14 protein-coding genes are annotated in these 18,729 nt (G+C 72.5%); 5 read left to right on the top strand and 9 right to left on the bottom strand.

All coding sequences use genetic code 11. The features are described 5' to 3' along the window. The first annotated feature begins 17 nt into the window (after positions 1 to 17). Both ACLQ2N_RS01950 and ACLQ2N_RS01945 read left to right on the top strand, forming a co-directional pair. A complete protein-coding gene (locus ACLQ2N_RS01950; RefSeq protein ID WP_425808544.1) occupies positions 18 to 1,346 on the top strand; it encodes an SGNH/GDSL hydrolase family protein in 1,329 nt (442 codons plus the stop codon). Between the two features lie 764 nt (positions 1,347 to 2,110). Beyond that, positions 2,111 to 2,980, top strand: a complete 870-nt coding sequence (locus ACLQ2N_RS01945; RefSeq protein WP_425808543.1) for a terpene synthase family protein — start codon at positions 2,111 to 2,113, stop codon at positions 2,978 to 2,980. Positions 2,981 to 3,140: 160 nt separating this feature from the next. Here ACLQ2N_RS01945 and ACLQ2N_RS01940 read toward each other — a convergent pair whose 3' ends face one another. From ACLQ2N_RS01940 to ACLQ2N_RS01920, 5 genes are all read right to left on the bottom strand, one after another. After that, positions 3,141 to 3,356 (bottom strand): EF-hand domain-containing protein, encoded by a 216-nt coding sequence (locus ACLQ2N_RS01940; RefSeq protein ID WP_018102550.1) that lies wholly within the window; start codon positions 3,354 to 3,356, stop codon positions 3,141 to 3,143. Between the two features lie 415 nt (positions 3,357 to 3,771). Then, positions 3,772 to 4,287: an ATP-binding protein gene (locus tag ACLQ2N_RS01935; protein WP_425808542.1), complete on the bottom strand. Its 516-nt coding sequence runs from the start codon at positions 4,285 to 4,287 to the stop codon at positions 3,772 to 3,774. Positions 4,288 to 4,561: 274 nt separating this feature from the next. Continuing rightward, positions 4,562 to 5,329: an enoyl-CoA hydratase/isomerase family protein gene (locus ACLQ2N_RS01930; RefSeq protein WP_425808541.1), complete on the bottom strand. Its 768-nt coding sequence runs from the start codon at positions 5,327 to 5,329 to the stop codon at positions 4,562 to 4,564. A gap of 139 nt (positions 5,330 to 5,468) precedes the next feature. Next, entirely contained in the window at positions 5,469 to 6,716 is a 1,248-nt protein-coding gene (locus ACLQ2N_RS01925; RefSeq protein WP_425808540.1) for a L,D-transpeptidase, read from the bottom strand. A 200-nt stretch (positions 6,717 to 6,916) separates the two neighbouring features. Next, complete coding sequence (locus ACLQ2N_RS01920) at positions 6,917 to 8,143, bottom strand: Ig-like domain-containing protein (RefSeq protein ID WP_425808539.1); 1,227 nt, start codon at positions 8,141 to 8,143, stop codon at positions 6,917 to 6,919. Between the two features lie 152 nt (positions 8,144 to 8,295). On the opposite strand from ACLQ2N_RS01920, the gene glgX reads away from it, so the two are divergent. After that, positions 8,296 to 10,542: a glycogen debranching protein GlgX gene (gene glgX / locus ACLQ2N_RS01915; RefSeq protein ID WP_425808538.1), complete on the top strand. Its 2,247-nt coding sequence runs from the start codon at positions 8,296 to 8,298 to the stop codon at positions 10,540 to 10,542. Between the two features lie 10 nt (positions 10,543 to 10,552). On the opposite strand, the gene ACLQ2N_RS01910 is transcribed toward glgX, so the two are convergent. The 4 genes from ACLQ2N_RS01910 to ACLQ2N_RS01895 are packed head-to-tail and all read right to left on the bottom strand — an operon-like array spanning position 10,553 to position 14,267. Beyond that, complete coding sequence (locus ACLQ2N_RS01910; protein ID WP_425808537.1) at positions 10,553 to 11,203, bottom strand: response regulator; 651 nt, start codon at positions 11,201 to 11,203, stop codon at positions 10,553 to 10,555. Between the two features lie 23 nt (positions 11,204 to 11,226). Then, positions 11,227 to 12,480, bottom strand: coding sequence for a sensor histidine kinase (locus tag ACLQ2N_RS01905; RefSeq protein WP_425808536.1), 1,254 nt, complete (start codon positions 12,478 to 12,480; stop codon positions 11,227 to 11,229). Positions 12,481 to 12,499: 19 nt separating this feature from the next. Further along, the gene (locus ACLQ2N_RS01900) at positions 12,500 to 13,300 is read right to left on the bottom strand and encodes an ABC transporter permease (protein ID WP_425808535.1); all 801 of its coding nucleotides are present in this window, start codon (positions 13,298 to 13,300) and stop codon (positions 12,500 to 12,502) included. Between the two features lies 1 nt (position 13,301). Next, positions 13,302 to 14,267 (bottom strand): ABC transporter ATP-binding protein, encoded by a 966-nt coding sequence (locus ACLQ2N_RS01895; RefSeq protein ID WP_425808534.1) that lies wholly within the window; start codon positions 14,265 to 14,267, stop codon positions 13,302 to 13,304. Between the two features lie 340 nt (positions 14,268 to 14,607). Here ACLQ2N_RS01895 and ACLQ2N_RS01890 point away from each other — a divergent pair, with 340 nt between their 5' ends. Together ACLQ2N_RS01890 and ACLQ2N_RS01885 are read left to right on the top strand one after the other, a co-directional pair. Further along, positions 14,608 to 16,518, top strand: coding sequence for an ABC transporter ATP-binding protein (locus tag ACLQ2N_RS01890; protein WP_425808533.1), 1,911 nt, complete (start codon positions 14,608 to 14,610; stop codon positions 16,516 to 16,518). After that, positions 16,515 to 18,398: an ABC transporter ATP-binding protein gene (locus tag ACLQ2N_RS01885; RefSeq protein ID WP_425808532.1), complete on the top strand. Its 1,884-nt coding sequence runs from the start codon at positions 16,515 to 16,517 to the stop codon at positions 18,396 to 18,398. Before ACLQ2N_RS01890 ends, ACLQ2N_RS01885 begins: the two co-directional genes overlap by 4 nt. Positions 18,399 to 18,729 lie beyond the last annotated feature (331 nt).

The raw sequence follows: 18,729 nt of genomic DNA, 5'->3' as shown, positions 1-18,729 counted from the left end.
GCAGAGGGAACACCGCCATGAACCGAAGAACGCCGCTCCTCAGCCTGATCACCGCGGGGGCGCTCTGCGCGACCCTCGCCGCCGTCTCCCCGGCCCTCGGCGCCGGCGACGCGCACTCCGGCGGCGCGCCCGGCCCCCGGGAACGCGGCGCGCACTGGGTCAGCACCTGGACGTCGATGCCGCAACTGACGGAGCCGTCCAACATGCCCCCGGCCCCCTTCACCGGCGAGGCCTCCGTGCTGACGGACACGACGCTGCGGCAGACCGTCCACGTCTCGGCGGGCGGCGACCACATCCGGCTGCGGTTCTCCAACGCGTTCGGCGGCGCGGTGCTGCCGATCACCGAGGTCTCCGTGGCCCTCCCGCTGGACGGGAAGGCGGGGACCGGGGCGATCCGTCCGGGGACCTCGCACCAGGTGACCTTCCGGGGCTCGGCGTCCATCGACGTACCGGCCGGGGCGCAGGCGGTCTCCGACCCGCTGGACTTCCGGGTCGCCCCGGGGTCCAACCTCACGGCGACGGTCTATCTGGCGACCGGGCAGGCGTCCACCGCCCTCACCTCGCACCCGGGCTCCCGTACGACCTCGTACCTGCTGCACGGCGACCACGTTCAGGACGGGGACCTGCCCGGCGCGACGACCACCGACCACTGGTACCTCCTCAGCGGCGTCGAGGTCTGGGCCCGGGGCACCACCTCGACGACGGCCGTGCTCGGGGACTCGCTGACGGACGGCCGGGGCTCCACGACCAACGGCAACGACCGCTGGCCGGACGTGCTCCAGCAACGGCTGACGGCCCGGACGTCCGTGGTCAACCAGGCGGCGGGCGGCAACCGGCTGCTCGCCGACGGCCTGGGCCCCAACGGGCTGGCCCGGCTCGACCGCGACGTCCTGGCGCAGAGCGGGACGGACCGGCTGATCGTCTTCGAGGGCGTCAACGACATCGGCACGGCGGACGCCGCCCCCCAGGCCCAGAAGCGCACGGCCGAGGCCGTCATCACCGCGTACGACCAGATCATCACCCGGGCCCACGCGCAGGGCATCCGGGTGTACGGGGCGACGCTGACGCCCTTCGGCGGCAACACCGGCTACGACGATCCGAACGGGTACCGCGAGGAGGCCCGGCGTACGGTCAACACCTGGATACGCACCAGCGGCCGGTTCGACGCGGTGCTGGACTTCGACCGGGCGGTCCGCGACCCGCACCGGCCCGCCGCGCTCCGCGCCTCGCTCGACGTGGGCGACCACCTGCACCTGAACCCGGCCGGCTACCGGGCCCTCGCGGAGGCCGTCCCGGTCCGGCTGTTCGAGCCGTCGCCGCTCCCGGCGGGCTTCGGCTACAACTGACCGGTCTCTCAGGGCGGGTCCGCGCACCGGTGCCGGTGCGCGGACCCGTCTTTCGCGTCCCTCGGCGCGGCTCACCGAACCGGCCATGCGGCGCCCTGAGCCGTCCGACGCGCGGGCGGCTCAGGAGTAATCCAACTGCGCACAACCGCGCAGGAGTTCGCGCCGATCACACATTTTCGGTCACCTGCTCCTTCCCTCCCGTGCTCGCGGATAGTTCACTGGACGTGACGAGTGGTGACGCGACCGCCGCGCACGTCAGGCGGCGCGCTGCCCTGGGCCCTGCTCCGGTCGCCCGGTCCGCGCGGAGGAAAGAGGACAGCCATGCCAGCCGCCCCTTCCCTCGCACGCCCAGGGCGTGTTCCGGCCGTGCGGGCCGCGTACGGCCGCCCGGAGGGGGCGTCCGAGTGTCCGGCGGCGACCGCCCGCCCCACCCGTTCCGGTCCTCCGGTGCGGGGGGCGTCGCCGTGGCCTGACCCCGTCCCGGGTGCGCTCCCGTCGTGCCGGCGCGGCCGGCCGCCGACCTGCCGTGCGCGCGTCCGCCCCTCGTCGCCGCGAATTCCGCGTGCGCGTATCCGACTCGCGCATCCCCCTGCCCTGTCCTTATCGTCACGACGAGGTGCACCATGAGCAAGATCGCGCTTCCAGAATTCCACATGCCGTTCGAAAGTGCGGGATGTCATCCGGGAGTTGAGAAGACGAAGAAGGCCGCCTGGGAATGGGCGGAGGCCAGTGATCTCGTCCTGTCACCCGTGGCCGTGAAGAAAATGATCAGAACGCGCCCGGAACTCTGGATCTCCCTGATATTCCCCCGGGCCTCGCAGAAGCATCTGGACCTCTTCTGCCAGTGGCTCTTCTGGGCCTTCCTGGTGGACGACGAATTCGACGACGGCCCGGCCGGACGCGATCCCCGGCTGTGCGAGAGCGCGATCGGCCGTCTGGTGGACGTGCTGGACGGTGCGCGGGCCCCCGTCGGCAGCATGGAGCACGCACTGGACGAACTCCTCGCCCGGACCTGCGTGGACCGCCCGGCGCACTGGGTGCGGCAGTTCCGGCGGGACACGGCGGCCTGGCTGTGGACGTACTACGCGGAGTCCGTGGACCGGGCGGCGGGACATGTGCCGGGCACCGCCGACTTCGTGAAGCACCGCCGCGATTCGGTGGCGATGCAGCCGTTCCTGGATCTGCACGAGATCACCGCCGGAATCGACCTCCCCGAGTCCGCCCGGAGCCTGCCCGCCTATATCGCTCTGCGCAATGCGGTGGCCGACCATTCCGGCCTCTGCAACGACATCTGCTCGTTCGAGAAGGAGGCCGTGCTCGGATACGAGCACAACACCGTCCGGCTGCTCCAGCGCGACCGGGGCTGCTCGCTCCAGGAGGCGGTGGACGAAGCCGGGATTCTGCTCGGCCGTATCGCCGACCGCGTGCAGCGGGCGGAGAAGGAACTCGCCGAGGAGATCGAGGCGGCGGGAATCGAGGGCCCGGCGCGCATCGCCCTGGAGCGCTGCGTCCTCGACTACCGGGGGCTCGTACGGGGGGACTTCGACTACCACGCCCGGGCCGAGCGCTACACCCGCCCGGAGCTGACGGAGATCGACGAGGGGGATTCGATGTCCCGTAACTTCGCGGCCTGACGGGCCGGAGCGGGGGCAGGCGGGGCGGGGCCGGAACCGGTGCGCGGGAGCGCGTCAGCGATTTCCGGACATTTCTCGCCACGCCACCCCCGCGCCCCCGGCCGGAGCGCCGGGCGGGCCGCCGGTGGCCGGAACCGGTGGCCCCGGCGCCTGTCCCGGATCAGCCCTTGTTCTGCGCGGCCCAGAACTCGTCGAACGTGAGGAGCCCGTCGCCGTTCGCGTCGTGGGAGTTGATCACGGCCTGCGCGACCGGCTCGGTGACGTACGGGTCACCCAGCTGAGCCATGACGCTCTTGTACTCGGCGGCCGAGATCAGCCCGTCGCCGTTCAGGTCGTAGCGCTCGAACGCCTTGCGCGCCGACTCTATGTCCGCCACTGTTCCGCCCCTTCGTATGCCTGTCTGACGGGGCTCAGATTATCGGGCCGGCCGGGCGGGCCGGTGCGTGGGAGGGGCAGCGAACCCGCACACGCCGTCCGCATGGTGGACGATCAATGGATCATGCGCATGAAGTCATGAATATTCATTGATTTCCAGGTGAGTGACCCATCACACCTGCGTTTCCTCGGCGAGATGTCCAGGTATGCGGCAATACGTGAAGAAAGCGGCTTTGGCTGGAGTGTCTTCCGTCTGTCATAGTCGATGCCACGACCCCCATTGACCCGGGCCAGGTCGTCATGAGCGGCCGTGAACACACCCCCCATTTCACGGTCCCCCCACAGAAGCCCCCGAAGCGCCGCACCACGGCCGACACGGGGGCTTCTGTCTGCCCGGGGCGGCCCGGCGAGAGGGGTCAGCGGTCGGAGATGCGCATCTCGAACCAGGTGGTCTTGCCCCGGGGTAAGAGGTCCACGCCCCAGCGGTCGGAGAGCTTGTCCACGAGCATGAGCCCCCGGCCGCTGACGTCCATCTCGCGGACCGGCATGAGGCACGGCAGCCCGCGCGAGGGGTCGCGCACCTCGATCCTGATCCATCCGCGGCGGCGCACCATGCGCAGTCCGAAGACCCGGGCCCCGGTGTGCCGTACGGCGTTGCCGACGAGCTCGGAGACGAGCAGGACGGCGTGCTCGGCGGCCTGCGGGGAGAGCGCCCACTGGTGCAGGACGACGCACGAGGTGAGCCGGCGTGCCGTGGCCGCCGACTCCGGGCGGGAGGGCAGCCGGACTTCTTCCTCCGTCGGGTTTCCGAACAACTCCAGCGCTTTGAACGCCTGTTCGTCCTCGACGGCCGGCAATCTCCGTGCCGCTGTCGCGCTGCTGCGCGGTCGCGGCTGCTCCACACCCTCCAGGCCCGCCATGCACACCATCATGGCCGCACGGCGGGCCCTCCGGGGCCGTTCCGGGGGAATCCGCGACCCGTAATCAGTCGTTCCCCGAGGGCCGTCCGGCATATGCCCGTGGCACTGAGCGCCTGGATACAGCCCGTCTGACCTGCGCAAACGGTGCCATCGGCCGGGTTCGCCGACGCCCCGGACGCGGCCTTGCTTAAGGTTCCCTTAAGGTTGCGCTAATCCGCCCGCACGGATGAACGCGCCGGTTCGCGTTCTCCACCCGCGTTCGGTCGGGGCTTCAACCAGCTCTCCGTCACTGGAATTTCGCCTTGCCCGGACCCTCCTCCACGAAGCTGCGCATTCCGCGTTCCCGGTCCTCCGTGGCGAACAGACCGGCGAACCAGGTCCGCTCGATCGTGAGACCGGTGTCGATGTCCGTCTCCAGCCCCGCGTCGACGGCCTCCTTGGCCGCGCGCAGCGCCAGCGCCGGCCCCTTCGCCAGCCCGGCCGCCCACGCGTGCGCCTGCTCGTACACCTCGGCGGCGGGCACCACGCGGTCCACGAGCCCCATCGTCAGGGCCTCGTCCGCCCTGACGTGGCGGCCGGTGAAGATCAGGTCCTTGGCCTTGGCGGGGCCGACCAGACGGGCGAGCCGCTGGGTGCCGCCGGCGCCCGGGATGAGGCCGAGCAGGATCTCCGGCTGGCCGAGCTTGGCGTTGTCCCCGGCGATGCGGAAGTCCGCGCAGAGAGCCAGCTCGCAGCCGCCGCCGAGCGCGTAGCCGGTGACGGCCGCGACGACGGGCTTGGGGATGCGGGCGACGGCGGTGAAGGAGTCCTGGAGGGCCTTGGAGCGCAGCACCATGGCCGCGTGGTCCATCGCCTGCATCTCCTTGATGTCCGCGCCCGCCGCGAACACCTTCTCGCCGCCGTAGAGCACCACGGCGCGCACGTCGTCGCGCCGGGACGCCTCTTCGGCGAGCTCGCGCAGCCGGTCCTGGGTCGCCACGTCCAGGGCGTTCATCGGCGGGCGGTCCAGGCGGATGGTGCCGACGCCGTCGCTTACTTCGAGGGTTACGGTCATGGGGTGCAGGTTAACCAACGCTAACCGCCGTCGGCACGGGGCGGAGCGGTGCCGTGCGTCACGGCGGACGCGGGCGGGCCCGGCACCGTGGATCTCGGTGCCGGGCCCGCCGGGGTGCTCGGGGCGTGGAGCTACGCGGTCACGCGGTCCACTCCGACCAGCTCATGTTCCAGCCGTTGAGGCCGTTGTCCGGGCTGATCGTCTTGTCGTGCGAGTTCTTCACGACGACGACGTCGCCGATGAGCGAGTTGTTGAAGAACCAGGACGCCGGCATGGAGGAGTTGCCGCCGCCGCGCACGTCCTGGAGGCCGACGCAGCCGTGGCTGGTGTTGGCGCTGCCGAACACCCCCGGGCCGCCCCAGTAGTTGCCGTGAATGAAGGTGCCCGAGGTGGACAGGCGCATCGCGTGCGGCACGTCCTTGATGTCGTACTCGCCGCCGAAGCCGACGGTGTCGCCGTTCATCCGGGTCACCCGCAGCTTCTCGCTGATGACCATCTGGCCGTTGTACGTGGTGGTGGCGGGGGCGCCCGCCGAGATCGGGATGTCCTTGATCTGCTTGCCGTCGCGGACGACCTTCATCCGGTGCGACTTGGCGTCCACGGTGCTGACCTGGCTGCGGCCGATGGTGAACGAGACGGTCTTGGCCTGCTTGCCGTAGACCCCGGGCCGGCCCTCGACGCCGTCGAGGTCGAGCTTCACGGTCACCTTGGTGCCGGCGGCCCAGTACTGCTCGGGGCGGAAGTCCAGGCGGTCGTTGCCGAACCAGTGGCCCTCGACGGGGACGGCGGGCTCGGCGGTCACCTTGATGGCCTTCTCGACGGCCTCCGGGTCGGTGATGCCGCGCGTGAAGTGGATGGAGACCGGCATGCCGACGCCGACCGTCGAGCCGTCCTCCGGGGTGTACTGCCCGATGAAGGTGTTCTTGGGGACGAGCGTGGTGAAGGAGGTGTCCTTGGCGGACTCACGGCCCTTGGCGTCCTTGGCCACCGCATGGACCTTGTACCGGGTCGCCGAGGCCAGGTGCTGGTCGGGCACCCAGCTCGCGCCGTCCGCCGCGATCTTCCCCTCGACCTCGCCGCCCTTGGGGTCCGAGACCTTGACCGTGGTCAGCTTCCCGCGCTCGGCGGTGATCTTCAGCGCGCCGCTCGTCGCGACGTCGTCGGTGCCGTCCTTCGGCGCGACGGTCACCACGGCCTGCGAGGCGCTGGTGTCCTGGTCCTTGACCCCGCCCGCCTTGGCGTCCGCGCTCCCGCCGTCTCCCCCGCCGCACGCCGTCACCAGAAGCAACAGCGCACCCACCGCCAGGGCCGGCAGACCGGTGGCTCCCCGCAGCCGCCGTCTGCCGCCCGTTCCGGCCGATGTCCCCGATATCGGCTGCCCGTTCAATGTGGTCGTCTCCCCTCACACGGCCTGGCCCCGCCAAGGCCCCGGGAACCCTCGGGTTCCCACCCCCGCGCGCTGCACATGCACGCTCAGCAAAGAGATAATCACACCGACTGCGGGCGGATCCCCCCGGAATTGTCACTGTTCCGTCCCAAGTGGCCGCGGAGTTACCCCCGTCCGGCCCGGGGGTGCCGTATCGACCGCTACCGGAGCGCGGAGCCCGCCCGCCACTGGGCCCAGCCCAGGTTCCAGCCACCGAGTCCGTTGTCCGGTGCGACCGTCTTGTCGGCCGAGTTGACGACCTCGACGACGTCCCCGACGAGGGTGCGGTCGAAGAACCAGCCGGCCGGGGTGGAACCGCTGCCGCCCTGGACGTCACGGAGCCCGATGCAGCCGTGGCTGACGTTGGTGGAGCCGAAGACGTCCTCGTCGGACCAGTAGTTGCCGTGGAGGAAGGTGCCGGACTTCGTCAGCCGGATGGCGTGCGGCACGTCCTTGATGTCGTACTCACCGCCGAAGCCGACGGTCCGCCCGTCCATCCGCGTCACCTCGTGCATCTCGCTCACCACCATCTTGCCGTTGTACGTGGTGGTCGTCGGGGAGCCCGCGGTGACCGGGACCGTGGAGACCAGCTCCCCGTCCCGGCGCACCTCCATCGTGTGCGCGGCCGCGTCCACCCGGGAGACCTGCTCCCGGCCCACCGTGAAGTGCACGGTCTTGCGCTGGCTGCCGTACACCCCCGGCGCCCCCTCCACGTCGGCCAGCCCGATGTCCACGGTGACCTCGGTACCCGGCCGCCAGTACTCCTCGGGGCGGAAGTCCAGGCGGCTCCTCCCGAACCAGTGCCCCGCCACGGCCACCGGCGGATCGGCCGTCACCCGGATCGCCCGCTCCACCGCCGCGCGCCGGGTGACGGGGCGGTTGAACTCGAAGGAGACGATCATGCCGGTGCCGACCGTCGAGCGGTTCTCCGGCTTGAAGTAGCCGATGAACCGGTCCTTGGGGACCGCGGTGGTGAAGGTGGTGTGCCGGGCCGCGCGGTGGCCGCCGCCGTCCACCGCGACCGCGTCGACGCTGTACTTGGCGGCAAGACCGAGCCGCGCCCCCTTCGCCGGTGCCCAGGAGTGGCCGTCCTCAGCGATGCGGCCCGGCATCTCCTGCTCCCGCGCGTCCTCGATCCGCCGCACCCGGACGCTCTCCAGCCGGCCGTCGGGGACCTCCACCGCGACCCGGCCGTCCGCCCGGACGTCCTCGGCCCGGTCGGCGGGCACCACCCGGATGGCCTCCCGCTGCTTCCCCTTCCCGCCGATGAACGAGCCGGTGCCCGAACAGCCCGTCAGCACGGCCAGCAGCGCCAGTACGGCGAGCATGCACCGCCCGAGGGGAGCGGTGACCGGGCGCGTCCCTGCCTTCTTCGCTACGTCAGTCATGTCCCCCCAACGACGGGGGCCGGTCGAGGGAAACGTGAGTGCGGGCCGCCCGGTGGGCAGAACACAGGGGACGGCCGCACTCGGGGAGCCGCGGCCGGGACGCCGCCCACCCCCTTCCGGTGCCGGTCCCACGAGCCGCGGGAGGCGAGCAGGTGTCGAGCGCAGCCGAGCAGGAGGCAGTACCGGAGACGGACGCGGGGACGGCCGGGGCGGTCGCGGAACGGGTCGCCGACGCGGCGCCCGACCGGCGCCCGCCGGCGGTGTGGCCGGGGGCGCCGATGCCGCTCGGCGCCCGCTTCAGGACCGGCCCCGACGGGGTGGCGGGCACCAATTTCGCACTCTGGGCGGGCGGCGCGGAGGCCGTCGAGCTGTGCCTCTTCGACGAGGACGGCACGGAGACCCGGCTCCCCCTGACCGAGCTGACCCACGAGGTCTGGCACGGCTTCGTGCCCGGGGTCCGGCCGGGCCGGCGGTACGGATACCGGGTGCACGGCCGGTGGGACCCGTGGACGGGCGCCCGGTGGAACCCGGCGAAGCTGCTGCTCGATCCGTACGCCCGGGCCGTGGACGGCGAATTCACCCTTCCGGCCGAGGTGTACGGCCATGTGAGGGACTGGCCCGACCAGCGGTTCGCGGACACCGTCCGGGACGAACGGGACTCCGCCCCGTACGTACCGAAGGGGGTCGTCGTCCACGATGACGACGACTGGGCCGACGACCGCAGGCCGAAGACGCCGTGGGCGGACTCCGTCATCTACGAGCTGCACGTGAAGGGCTTCACCCGGCGCCACCCCGGCATCCCCCCGGAGCTGCGCGGCACCTACGCGGGGCTCGCCCACCCGGCGGCGATCGGGCACCTGAAGGACCTCGGGGTGACGGCGGTGGAGCTGCTGCCGGTGCACCAGTTCGCGCACGAGGACCACCTGCTGCGGCGCGGACTGCGCAACTACTGGGGCTACAACTCCATCGGCTACTTCGCCCCGCACGCCGGCTACTCGGCGAGCGGCACGGCGGGCGGCCAGGTCGGCGAGTTCAAGCGGATGGTGCGCGCGCTGCACGACGCGGGCATCGAGGTCATCCTCGACGTCGTCTACAACCACACCGCGGAGGCGGGCGAGCTGGGCCCGACGCTGTCGCTGCGCGGCATCGACAACCGCGGCTACTACCGCCTCCAGGGCGACGCGCGCCGGTACGCGGACTACACGGGCTGCGGGAACACCCTGCACGTCGTCCAGCCGAACGTGCTGCGGCTCATCACGGACTCGCTGCGGTACTGGGTGACCGAGATGGGCGTGGACGGCTTCCGCTTCGACCTGGCGGCGGCGCTGGCCCGCTCCATGCACGACGTGGACATGCTCTCGCCGTTCCTCGCGGTGATCGCCCAGGACCCGGTGCTGCGCCGGGTCAAGCTCATCGCCGAGCCCTGGGACGTCGGAAACGGCGGCTACCAGGTGGGCGCGTTCCCGCCGCTGTGGACGGAGTGGAACGACCACTACCGGGACGCCGTAAGGGACTTCTGGCGCGGCGCGCTGCCCGACGTGAGGGACCTCGGCTACCGGCTGACCGGGTCGAGCGACCTGTACGCGTGGGGCGGGCGCCGCCCGTACGCCTCGGTCAACTTCGTCACCGCGCACGACGGGTTCACGCTGCGCGACCTGGTGAGCTACCAGGACAAGCACAACGAGGCCAACGGCGAGGAGAACCGGGACGGCACCTCGGACAACCGGGCGTGGAACTGCGGCGCCGAGGGCGAGACGGACGACGCGGGCGTCAACGCGCTGCGCCGCCGCCAGCTGCGCAACCTGCTCACCACGCTGCTCCTGTCGACCGGGGTGCCGATGCTGGTCGCGGGCGACGAGATGGGGCGTACGCAGGGCGGCAACAACAACGCGTACTGCCAGGACAACGACACCGGCTGGGTGGACTGGTCGCTGCTGGAACAGCCCGAGTGGCGGGAGCTGGCGGCGCTGACCGCGCGGGTCCTCGCGCTGCGCCACCGCCATCCGGTACTGCGCCGCCGGGCGTTCTTCTCCGGCCGGCCGCAGGCCCCGGACGGGCTGCGGGACCTGGCGTGGTTCACGCGCGCGGGCACGGAGATGACCGAGTCCGACTGGTACGCGCCCGCCGCGACGGTCGGGCTCTACCTCTCCGGCCGGGACATCCCGGGGCGGGACGCGCGCGGTGAGCAGGTGACCGACGACAGCTTCCTGGCCGTCCTGCACGCGGGCCACGAACCGGCGGACTTCCTGCTGCCGGGTCCGCCGTGGGCGCAGGCGTACGAACTGCTCCTGGACACCGCGCGCGAGGACCAGGCCGCGCCCCCGGGCACGGTGCACCCCGGCGGCGAGCGGCTGACGGTGCCGGAGCGGTCGGTGCTGCTGCTGCGCGTACGGGAGTGAGCGGGCCGGGTCAGCCCAGGATGCCCCGGTCGTAGCCGGCGGCCACGGCGGCGGCCCGGTCCTTGACGCCGAGCTTGGCGAAGAGGTGGGTGAGGTGGGTCTTCACGGTGGCCTCGCTGATGAACAGCTCGGCGGCGATCTCCCGGTTGGAGGTTCCCCGGGCGACGAGCGCCAGCACCTCGCGCTCCCGGGCGGACAGCGTCTCGTTGCCGGGGGCGGCCGGGGCGCGGACCGCCGAGACGAGCCGCGACGCGACGGCCGGTGACAGGACGGTCCGGCCCTCGGCGGCGGCCCGGACGGCGGTGAACAACTCCTCGCGGGGCGCGTCCTTGAGGAGGTAGCCGGTCGCGCCCGCCTCGATCGCGGGCAGGGTGTCGGAGTCGGTGTCGTACGTGGTGAGGACGAGGACCTTGGAGCGGGCGCCGCGCCGGGTCAGCTCGGTGATCGCGGCGACCCCGCCGCCGCCCGGCATGCGCAGGTCCATGAGCACCACGTCGGGGTCGAGCCGGGCGGCCATCTCGACGCCCTCGACCCCGTCGGCCGCCTCGCCGAGCACCCGGAACTCCGGAGCGGCGGCGAACATCCCCCGCAGCCCGTCCCGTACGACGGGGTGGTCGTCGACGACGATCAGGGTGATGACGCGCGCGGGTTCCCGGTCCATGGCGCCCACGGTAATGGACGGGGTCAGGCGTGCGGCACCATCGGTACGCGGGCGCTGACCGCCGTGCCGAGGCCCGGTCCGGTCTCCACCTCGACGGTGCCCGCGATGCGCTCGGCGCGCGAGCGCATGCCGCCGAGGCCGAATCCGCCGGCTCCCCGGTAGGGGGGAAGCCCGGCCGGGTCGAAGCCGCGGCCGTCGTCGCGGACGTCGAGCGTGATCTCGTCGCCCATGTACGACAGGGTGACCCCGGCCCGGGACGCCTGCGCGTGCCGGCCGGCGTTGGCCAGGGCCTCCTCGGCGATGCGCAGGAGGGTGGCGCCGACCTCGTCGTGCAGGGGGGCGACGGTGCCGGTGACGGTGAACTCGGCGCGCACCCCGGTGCGCTCGGACCAGGCGGCGACGGTCTTCTCGAGCGCGCCGGGCAGGTCGTCGTGTTCGAGCGCCGCGGGGAGCAGGTTGTGCACCGAGCGGCGGGCCTCGCCGAGGCTGTGCCGGGCGAGGCCGGCGGCGCGTACGAGGTGTTCGCGGGCGAGGTCCGGGTCGGTGTCGGCGGTGGAGGTCGCGGCCTGGAGCTGGGCGATGATGCCGGTGAGGCCCTGGGCGATGGTGTCGTGGATCTCGGCGGCCAGCCGGCTGCGCTCGTCGGCCACCCCGGCCTCGCGGGCCTGGACGAGGAGCTGGGCGTGCAGTCCGGCGTTCTCCGCGAGGGCCTGCTCCAGGCGGGCGTTGGCGGTCTCCAGGGCGGTGATGGTCTCGGTGCGGGCCCGGTCCTGCTCGGCCTCCCGGTCGCCGATCTGCGCGAAGACCATGGTGAGCGTGGCGTGCACGGCCAGGACGACGCCGAAGACGACCCAGTTCATCAGGGTGGCGGGCGGCAGGGTGCTGCCGCTCTGCGCGCCCGCCATGATGACGGCGATCGCGAGCAGGCCGGGCCGGATGCCGCGCTTCGGGAGGAGCCGGGCGGCGTCGAAGTAGCCGAGCACCGCGTAGATGGAGAAGAACGGGTTGCACCAGGTGAGCCCGAGGGCCAGCAGGGTGCGGGCGATGAAGTAGCCGATCCCGGACGCCGGCCCGGCGCCTGGTGCGGTGCGGGACCACCAGAGCTGGAGGACGAGCGCCGCCGGGAGGAGCACCAGGGCGGCGCGCTCGTCGGCCGGGGACATGACGAGGTTCCGGGAGACGGCCGAGACGACGGTGGCCAGGGCGAGCAGCCCGTACGGGCCGTACCGGAAGAACCGCCCCCACCACTGCTCGGCCGTCGTGACGTGTGCGCTCATGCGGGAAAGTCTCCCCCGGCTACTGCCACCTGAAGGTGCGGATGGCGGTCCACCCGGCCGCGAGGGCCCAGGCGGCGACCGCGCCGAGGTAGGCCCAGCTCGGCCAGGAGCCCCGGGCGGCCTCGTCCAGGGCCTGGGACGCGGCGCCGAAGGGGGTGGCCTGGACGATGCGGCGCAGTGCGTCGGGCATGGCCTGGACGGGGACCCAGACGCCCGCCGTGAACATCATGGAGAAGTAGACGAGCGAGCCCACGGTGGCGGCGATCTTCGTCGTACGGGACAGGGCGCAGATCAGCGAGCCGATGGCGAGGACGCAGAAGACCGCGAGCAGCAGCGCCAGCAGATAGCCGAACGGCTGCTCCGGCAGCCGCACCCCGTAGGCGATCCGGCCGACGGCCACGACCAGCAGGGCGGAGACGAGGGCGGCGGCGCCGTGCAGCGCGATCTGGGCGCCGAGCAGCGCGGAGGGCCGCACCGGTGTGGTGGACATGCGGCGCAGGATGCCGCGTTCGCGGTAGCCGGTGAGCACGGGCGGCATCGCCTGGAGCCCGGACATGATCAGGGCGAGCAGCACCGCGACGGGCACGTACAGATCGATGACGCGCCGGCCGCCGAGCCCGTCGTCGTGCTCCCGGAAGGACGGGACGAAGCCGAGGATCGCCAGGAGCACGGTCGGGAAGACGACGATCCAGAAGAGGCTGCCGGGTTCGCGCAGGAAGAGCCGGGTCTCCGCTCTGAGGACGGCGAGCGTCGCCCCGGGCACGGCGGTACGGGGCGCGGGGACGTCGGACGCGGCGGGGGCGGTGTGTGCGGTGGCCATCTCAGGCTGCCCGTTCTGTGAGGCCGGGCCCGTCGGCGGGGCCGGTGCGGTCGGGGTCCTCCGTGGGCGCCGTGCGCTCGGTGAGGCCGAGGAAGGCGTCGTCCAGGCTGGCCTCGGAGACGCGCAGGCGGTGGGCGGTGACGCGGAGCCGGGCCAGCAGCGAGATCACGGCGTTGACGGTCTCGTCGGTGCCGTTGATGACGACCCGGCCGCCCTCGGTCTCGTACGACACCGCGCCGGGGAGCCCCGCGAGTTCGGCCTCGGGCAGGGGTTCGGAGGGGGTGAAGGAGATGACGGTGGAGCCGTCGGCGCCGGCGACGAGACCGGCCGGGGTGTCGAGCGCGACGACGCGGCCCTTGTCGATGACGGCGATGCGGTCGCAGAGGCGCTGGGCCTCCTCCATGAAGTGGGTGACGAGCACGACGGTGACGCCGCCGTCGCGCACGTCCTGGATCAGCTGCCAGGTGTCGCGCCGGGCACGCGGGTCGAGGCCGGTGGTCAGCTCGTCGAGGATGACGACGCGGGGCCGGCCGACGAGGGCGAGCGCGATGGACAGGCGCTGCTTCTGACCGCCGGAGAGCCGGTGGAAGCGGGTGTCCAGCTTGCCGTCCAGGCCGAGCCGTTCGGCGAGCGGGCGCCAGTCGGCGGGCCGCGGGTAGAAGGCGCTGTACAGCTCCAGGGCCTCCCTTACGGTGATCTTGGTCTGGAGTTCGCTCTCCTGGAGCTGGGTGCCGAGCAGCCCGGTCACCCGGTCGCGGTCGGCGACCGGGTCGAGCCCGGCGACCCGGACGGTGCCCGCGTCGGGGACCCGCAGGCCCGCGACGCACTCGACGGTGGTGGTCTTGCCCGCGCCGTTGGGGCCGAGAATCCCGAAGATCTCCCCCTCTTCGACGGAGAAGGAGACCCCGTCGACCACGGGGCGGCCGGCGTAGGACTTGCGCACCCCGTTCGCTTCGATGATTGCCATGGCACCGAGCATCCGCCCGGCGGGCCCGCCCCGGTATCGGCCATCGCGCTCGAACCGGCATCGGCCGATCGGTTGATGTCCCCTACGACCACTAACGACCTCGCCCGCGATTGTCGGCGGAAGAAGGAGCGGCGCCTGGGGCCTTCGAATCCAAGGCGGAGGAGGGAGCGATGGCGGAGCCATCGCGACCGACGACAACGCCGGAGGCGGAGGTCCCAGGCGCCGTGACGCCGCCGACAATTGCGGGCGAGGTCGTAAGGGCTGCCGGGCGTCCGCCGTTGTACCGGGGCCGGATAAAAACGGAGGACCGGTATCCGGACGGACCGTAGGCTCCTCCCTGATGCACCAGGAACATGTAGTACCCAAGGACCGGTCGGCCGTACGCGCGCTGCTGCGGCTGTGGCCGTACGTGAAGCCGGTACGGGCACGGCTCTTCGGGGCCGCCCTGGTGGCGGTCGTCGCCTCCTGTCTGAGCCTGGTGATCCCGCTCGTCCTGAAGTGGATCGTGGACGGCCCGGTCGCGGACTCGGACCCGGGCGGGGTCTGGCTCGGCGCGCTGTACCTGCTGCTCCTGGGCGTCGCCGAGGCGGTGCTGTTCGGGGTGCGGCGGTGGATGGTGGGGCGCCCGCTGGCCGGGGTCGAGGCGTCGATGCGCGGGGACCTCTACCGGCACCTCCAGCGGCTGCCCGTGGCCTTCCACGACCGCTGGCCCTCGGGGCAGCTGCTCTCGCGCGGGACGACGGACCTGATGATGGTCCGGATGTTCCTCGCCTTCCCGCTGACCTTCCTGCTGGTCAACGCGACCACGATCCTCGTCGGTTTCGTGGTGCTGCTGTTCCAGGAGTGGACGCTCGGCCTGGTGCTGCTCGCTCCCGTCGTCCCGCTCGTGATCATCTGCTCGGCCTTCGAGGCGAAGTACGCCGCGGTCGCGCGCCGCGCCCAGGACCAGGTCGGCGACCTGACCACCGTGGTCGAGGAGAGCGTGCTCGGCATCCGCATCATCAAGGGCTTCGGCCGCCACCGCAGCCAGTCCGACGCCTTCCGGGCGCTCGCCGGGAAGCTGCGCGGCACGGAGCTGGCCAAGGCCCGGCTGCTCGCGCGGATCTGGACCCTCATCACCACGCTCCCCGAACTCGCCATCGGGGCCGCCCTGGTGTTCGGCACGATTGAGGTCGCCGACGGCCGTCTGTCGGCGGGCACCCTGGTCGCCTTCCTCTCCACGGCGCTCGCGCTGCGCTGGCCCGTCGAGTCGATCGGCTTCCTGCTGGCGATGAGCCAGGAGGCGGCGACGGCGACCGAACGGTACTTCGAGGTGATGGACGCCGCCGAGGAGGAGGACACCGGCCGGGCGGCCGCGACCGCGGCCCCCGAAGCGGGCGGCATGGCCTTCGAGGGCGTCGGGTTCCGCTATCCCGACGCGGAGGAGGGCTCGGCGCCGGTGCTCGACCGCATCGACCTGCACGTCCGGCCGGGCGAGACCATGGCCCTGGTCGGCGCGACGGGGTCCGGCAAGACCACGCTGACCTCGCTGGTGCCCCGGCTGTACGAGGCGACGGCCGGGCGGATCACGCTGGACGGCGAGGACATCACCGCCATGCCGCGCGCCCGGCTGCGGGAGCTGGTGTCGGTGGCGTTCGAGGAGCCGACGCTCTTCTCGGCGAGCGTCGGGGAGAACGTGCTGATGGGCGCCGAGGGGGCCGGCGAGGAGGAACTGCAGCGGGCGCTCTCGGTCGCCCAGGCCGGCTTCGTCCAGGAGCTGCCGCACGGGGTGGACACGCAGGTCGGCGAGCAGGGCCTGAGCCTGTCCGGCGGCCAGCGCCAGCGCCTCGCCCTGGCCCGCGCGGTGGTGGGCAGGCCGCGCTTCCTGGTCCTCGACGATCCGCTCTCCGCGCTCGACGTGCACACGGAGGCCCTGGTGGAGGCGGCGCTCCGGCAGGTCCTGGCGGAGACCACGGCGGTGGTGGTCGCGCACCGGCCGTCGACCGTGATGCTCGCGGACCGGGTGGCGCTGCTGTCCGGGGGCCGGATCAGCGCGGTCGGCACCCATCAGGAGCTCCTGCGCACCAACGCCGAGTACGCCTGGCTGATGTCCGGCGCGGGGGCGGCGGACGAGGCGGGGGCGCCTGACGATGCGGGCGTGGAGGCCGGTCCGCAGACGACGCCCGCACACGAGGCGGAGCCCGCGCCCGGCACCGATCCCACCCGACCCCTGGGCGCGAAGGCCCCTGCCGAGGAGAGCAGCACCCGATGACGAGCACGACGACCGGACGGCCGGCCGAGCCCGGCGGCGAGGAGGACGAGCGGCGGCCCGCCTTGGACGCGCCGTCCCCCGAGGCGGCCGGGGACCCCTTCGACCGCGACGACCTGCCCACGCCGCGCGGCGCCACCCGGCAGCTGCTCGCCTCGCTGCTGCGGCCGATGCGGGGGCGGGTGGCCGCGTCCGCGCTGGCCATCCTGTTGCAGCAGGCGGCGGTACAGGCGGGGCCGCTGCTGGTCGCGTACGCCATCGACAGCGGGGTGCCCGCCTTCCGCGACGACGACTACGGGCCGCTGATCGCCGTGGCGCTGGGCTACGCCCTCTGCTCGGTGGTCTCGGGCGCCCTGCAGTACGCGTTCATCCGGCTGTCCGCGCGGGTGAGCCAGGACGTCCTGCTCGACCTGCGCGGCCGGATCTTCCGCCACGCGCAGGCGCTCAGCGTGGACTTCCACGAGCGGTACACCTCGGGCCGGCTGATCTCCCGGTCCACGACCGACCTGGAGTCGCTGCGGGAGCTGCTGGAGGAAGGGCTCCAGGAGCTGATCCACATCGTCCTGTCGTTCGCGTCGATCGCCGTGGTGCTGCTCTGGCTGGACCTGGCGACGGGCGCGGCGGCGGTGGCGTCCTTCCTGCCGCTGTATCTGCTGGTGCGGCTGTACCGGAAGCGCTCCTCGGTGATCTTCGCGGGCCGTTCGACGGCGATCGCGGCGGTCGTCGTGAAGTTCGCGGAGACCATGAACGGCATCCGGCCCGTCCAGGCGTTCCGCCGCGAGCGGGTCAACGACGCGGCGTTCCTGGAGCTGAACACACGTCACCGGTCCGCCAACGGCGACGCCATGCTGGAGAACGCCCGGTACGTCGTCGGCTCGCGGCTCGTCGCCAACACCGCGGTGGCCGGAATCGTGCTGTGGGACGCCTACCGCGTCGCGGACGGCGGCCTCGCGCTGGGGGTGCTGGCCGCGGTGGTGCTCTATCTGCGGCGGCTGTACGACCCGATCGACCGGCTCAGCATGTTCCTCAACTCCTTCGAGTCCGCGGCCGCCTCGCTGGCGAAGATCGCCGGGCTGCTGGCGCAGGCGCCGACGGTCCCGGAGGCGCTGGAGCCCCGCGAACTGCCGGCCAGGGCCGGGGACCAGCCCGGCCGCGAGGTGGTCTTCGACGGGGTGAGCTTCGGATACCGGACGGGCGGCGAGGTGCTCCCCCGGTTCGACCTGACGATCCCGGCGGGGCAGACGGTGGCCGTCGTCGGCTCCACGGGGGCCGGCAAGTCGACGCTCGCCAAGCTGCTGGCCCGGTTCTACGACCCGAGCGCCGGCCGGGTCCTGCTGGACGGCACCGACCTGCGCGACCTGGCCACGCCCGAGCTGCGGCGCGGGGTGGTGATGGTGACCCAGGAGGCGTTCCTGTTCTCCGGGACGGTCGCGGAGAACATCGCGATCGGCCGGCCGGAGGCGGGCCGGGAGGAGATCGAGCGGGCCGCGAAGGCGATCGGCGCCCATGACTTCATCACCGGTCTGCCCGACGGCTACGACACCGATGTGCGCAAGCGGGGCGGCCGGATCTCGGCGGGACAGCGGCAGCTGGTGGCGTTCGCCCGGGCGCTGCTGGCCGACCCGGCGGTGCTCATCCTCGACGAGGCGACCAGTTCGCTGGACATCCCCGGTGAGCGCGCGGTGCAGCAGGCGATGGACACGGTGCTGCACGGCCGCACCGCGGTGGTGATCGCGCACCGGCTCTCGACCGTGGAGGTCGCGGACCGGGTGCTCGTGATGGAGCGGGGGCGGATCGTGGAGGACGGCACGCCGTCCGAGCTCATCGCGGGCACGGGCCGGTTCGCCGGTCTGCACCGCGCCTGGCGGGAGAGCCTGGCCTGACGCCCCGGTGCCGCCCCGGCTGTCCGTCCCCGGTGCCGCGGGGACGGGCAGTCAGATCGCGCCACGCCTCCACACTGTCTCGACAGGTGGGAACTTTCCGCTTGTTCACATGCGCGTCGCACTCCGCTCTTCCGCCCGCACCCCTCACGCGCCCTGCGCTTTCGGCCCGCCGAGGCACTCTGCGACCCCTGCGGGACGGCCGGGCGACGCTCCGCGAAACGTCCGCTTAACGAACACGCATCTTCCGGCAACGAACGAATTCCGGCCAAGTTGTTGACGCGGTCCTGACAGAGATGGCCGACTCCTGACACTCTTCACCCCGTTCCGCGCT

Source organism: Streptomyces sp. DT224 (assembly GCF_049844595.1).
Classification (GTDB): Bacteria; Actinomycetota; Actinomycetes; order Streptomycetales; family Streptomycetaceae; genus Streptomyces.
This window is presented reverse-complemented; position numbering and strand designations above follow the sequence as displayed.

Coding starts and splice junctions, on each gene's coding strand:
- ACLQ2N_RS01935 (WP_425808542.1), bottom strand. CDS start 4,287: ATGATGGTGTGCATGGCGGGCCTGGAGGGTGTGGAGCAGCCGCGACCG.
- ACLQ2N_RS01910 (WP_425808537.1), bottom strand. CDS start 11,203: ATGGACCGGGAACCCGCGCGCGTCATCACCCTGATCGTCGTCGACGAC.
- ACLQ2N_RS01900 (WP_425808535.1), bottom strand. CDS start 13,300: ATGGCCACCGCACACACCGCCCCCGCCGCGTCCGACGTCCCCGCGCCC.
- ACLQ2N_RS01885 (WP_425808532.1), top strand. CDS start 16,515: ATGACGAGCACGACGACCGGACGGCCGGCCGAGCCCGGCGGCGAGGAG.
- ACLQ2N_RS01945 (WP_425808543.1), top strand. CDS start 2,111: ATGATCAGAACGCGCCCGGAACTCTGGATCTCCCTGATATTCCCCCGG.
- ACLQ2N_RS01890 (WP_425808533.1), top strand. CDS start 14,608: ATGCACCAGGAACATGTAGTACCCAAGGACCGGTCGGCCGTACGCGCG.
- ACLQ2N_RS01895 (WP_425808534.1), bottom strand. CDS start 14,267: ATGGCAATCATCGAAGCGAACGGGGTGCGCAAGTCCTACGCCGGCCGC.
- ACLQ2N_RS01920 (WP_425808539.1), bottom strand. CDS start 8,143: ATGACTGACGTAGCGAAGAAGGCAGGGACGCGCCCGGTCACCGCTCCC.
- ACLQ2N_RS01905 (WP_425808536.1), bottom strand. CDS start 12,480: ATGAGCGCACACGTCACGACGGCCGAGCAGTGGTGGGGGCGGTTCTTC.
- ACLQ2N_RS01930 (WP_425808541.1), bottom strand. CDS start 5,329: ATGACCGTAACCCTCGAAGTAAGCGACGGCGTCGGCACCATCCGCCTG.
- ACLQ2N_RS01950 (WP_425808544.1), top strand. CDS start 18: ATGAACCGAAGAACGCCGCTCCTCAGCCTGATCACCGCGGGGGCGCTC.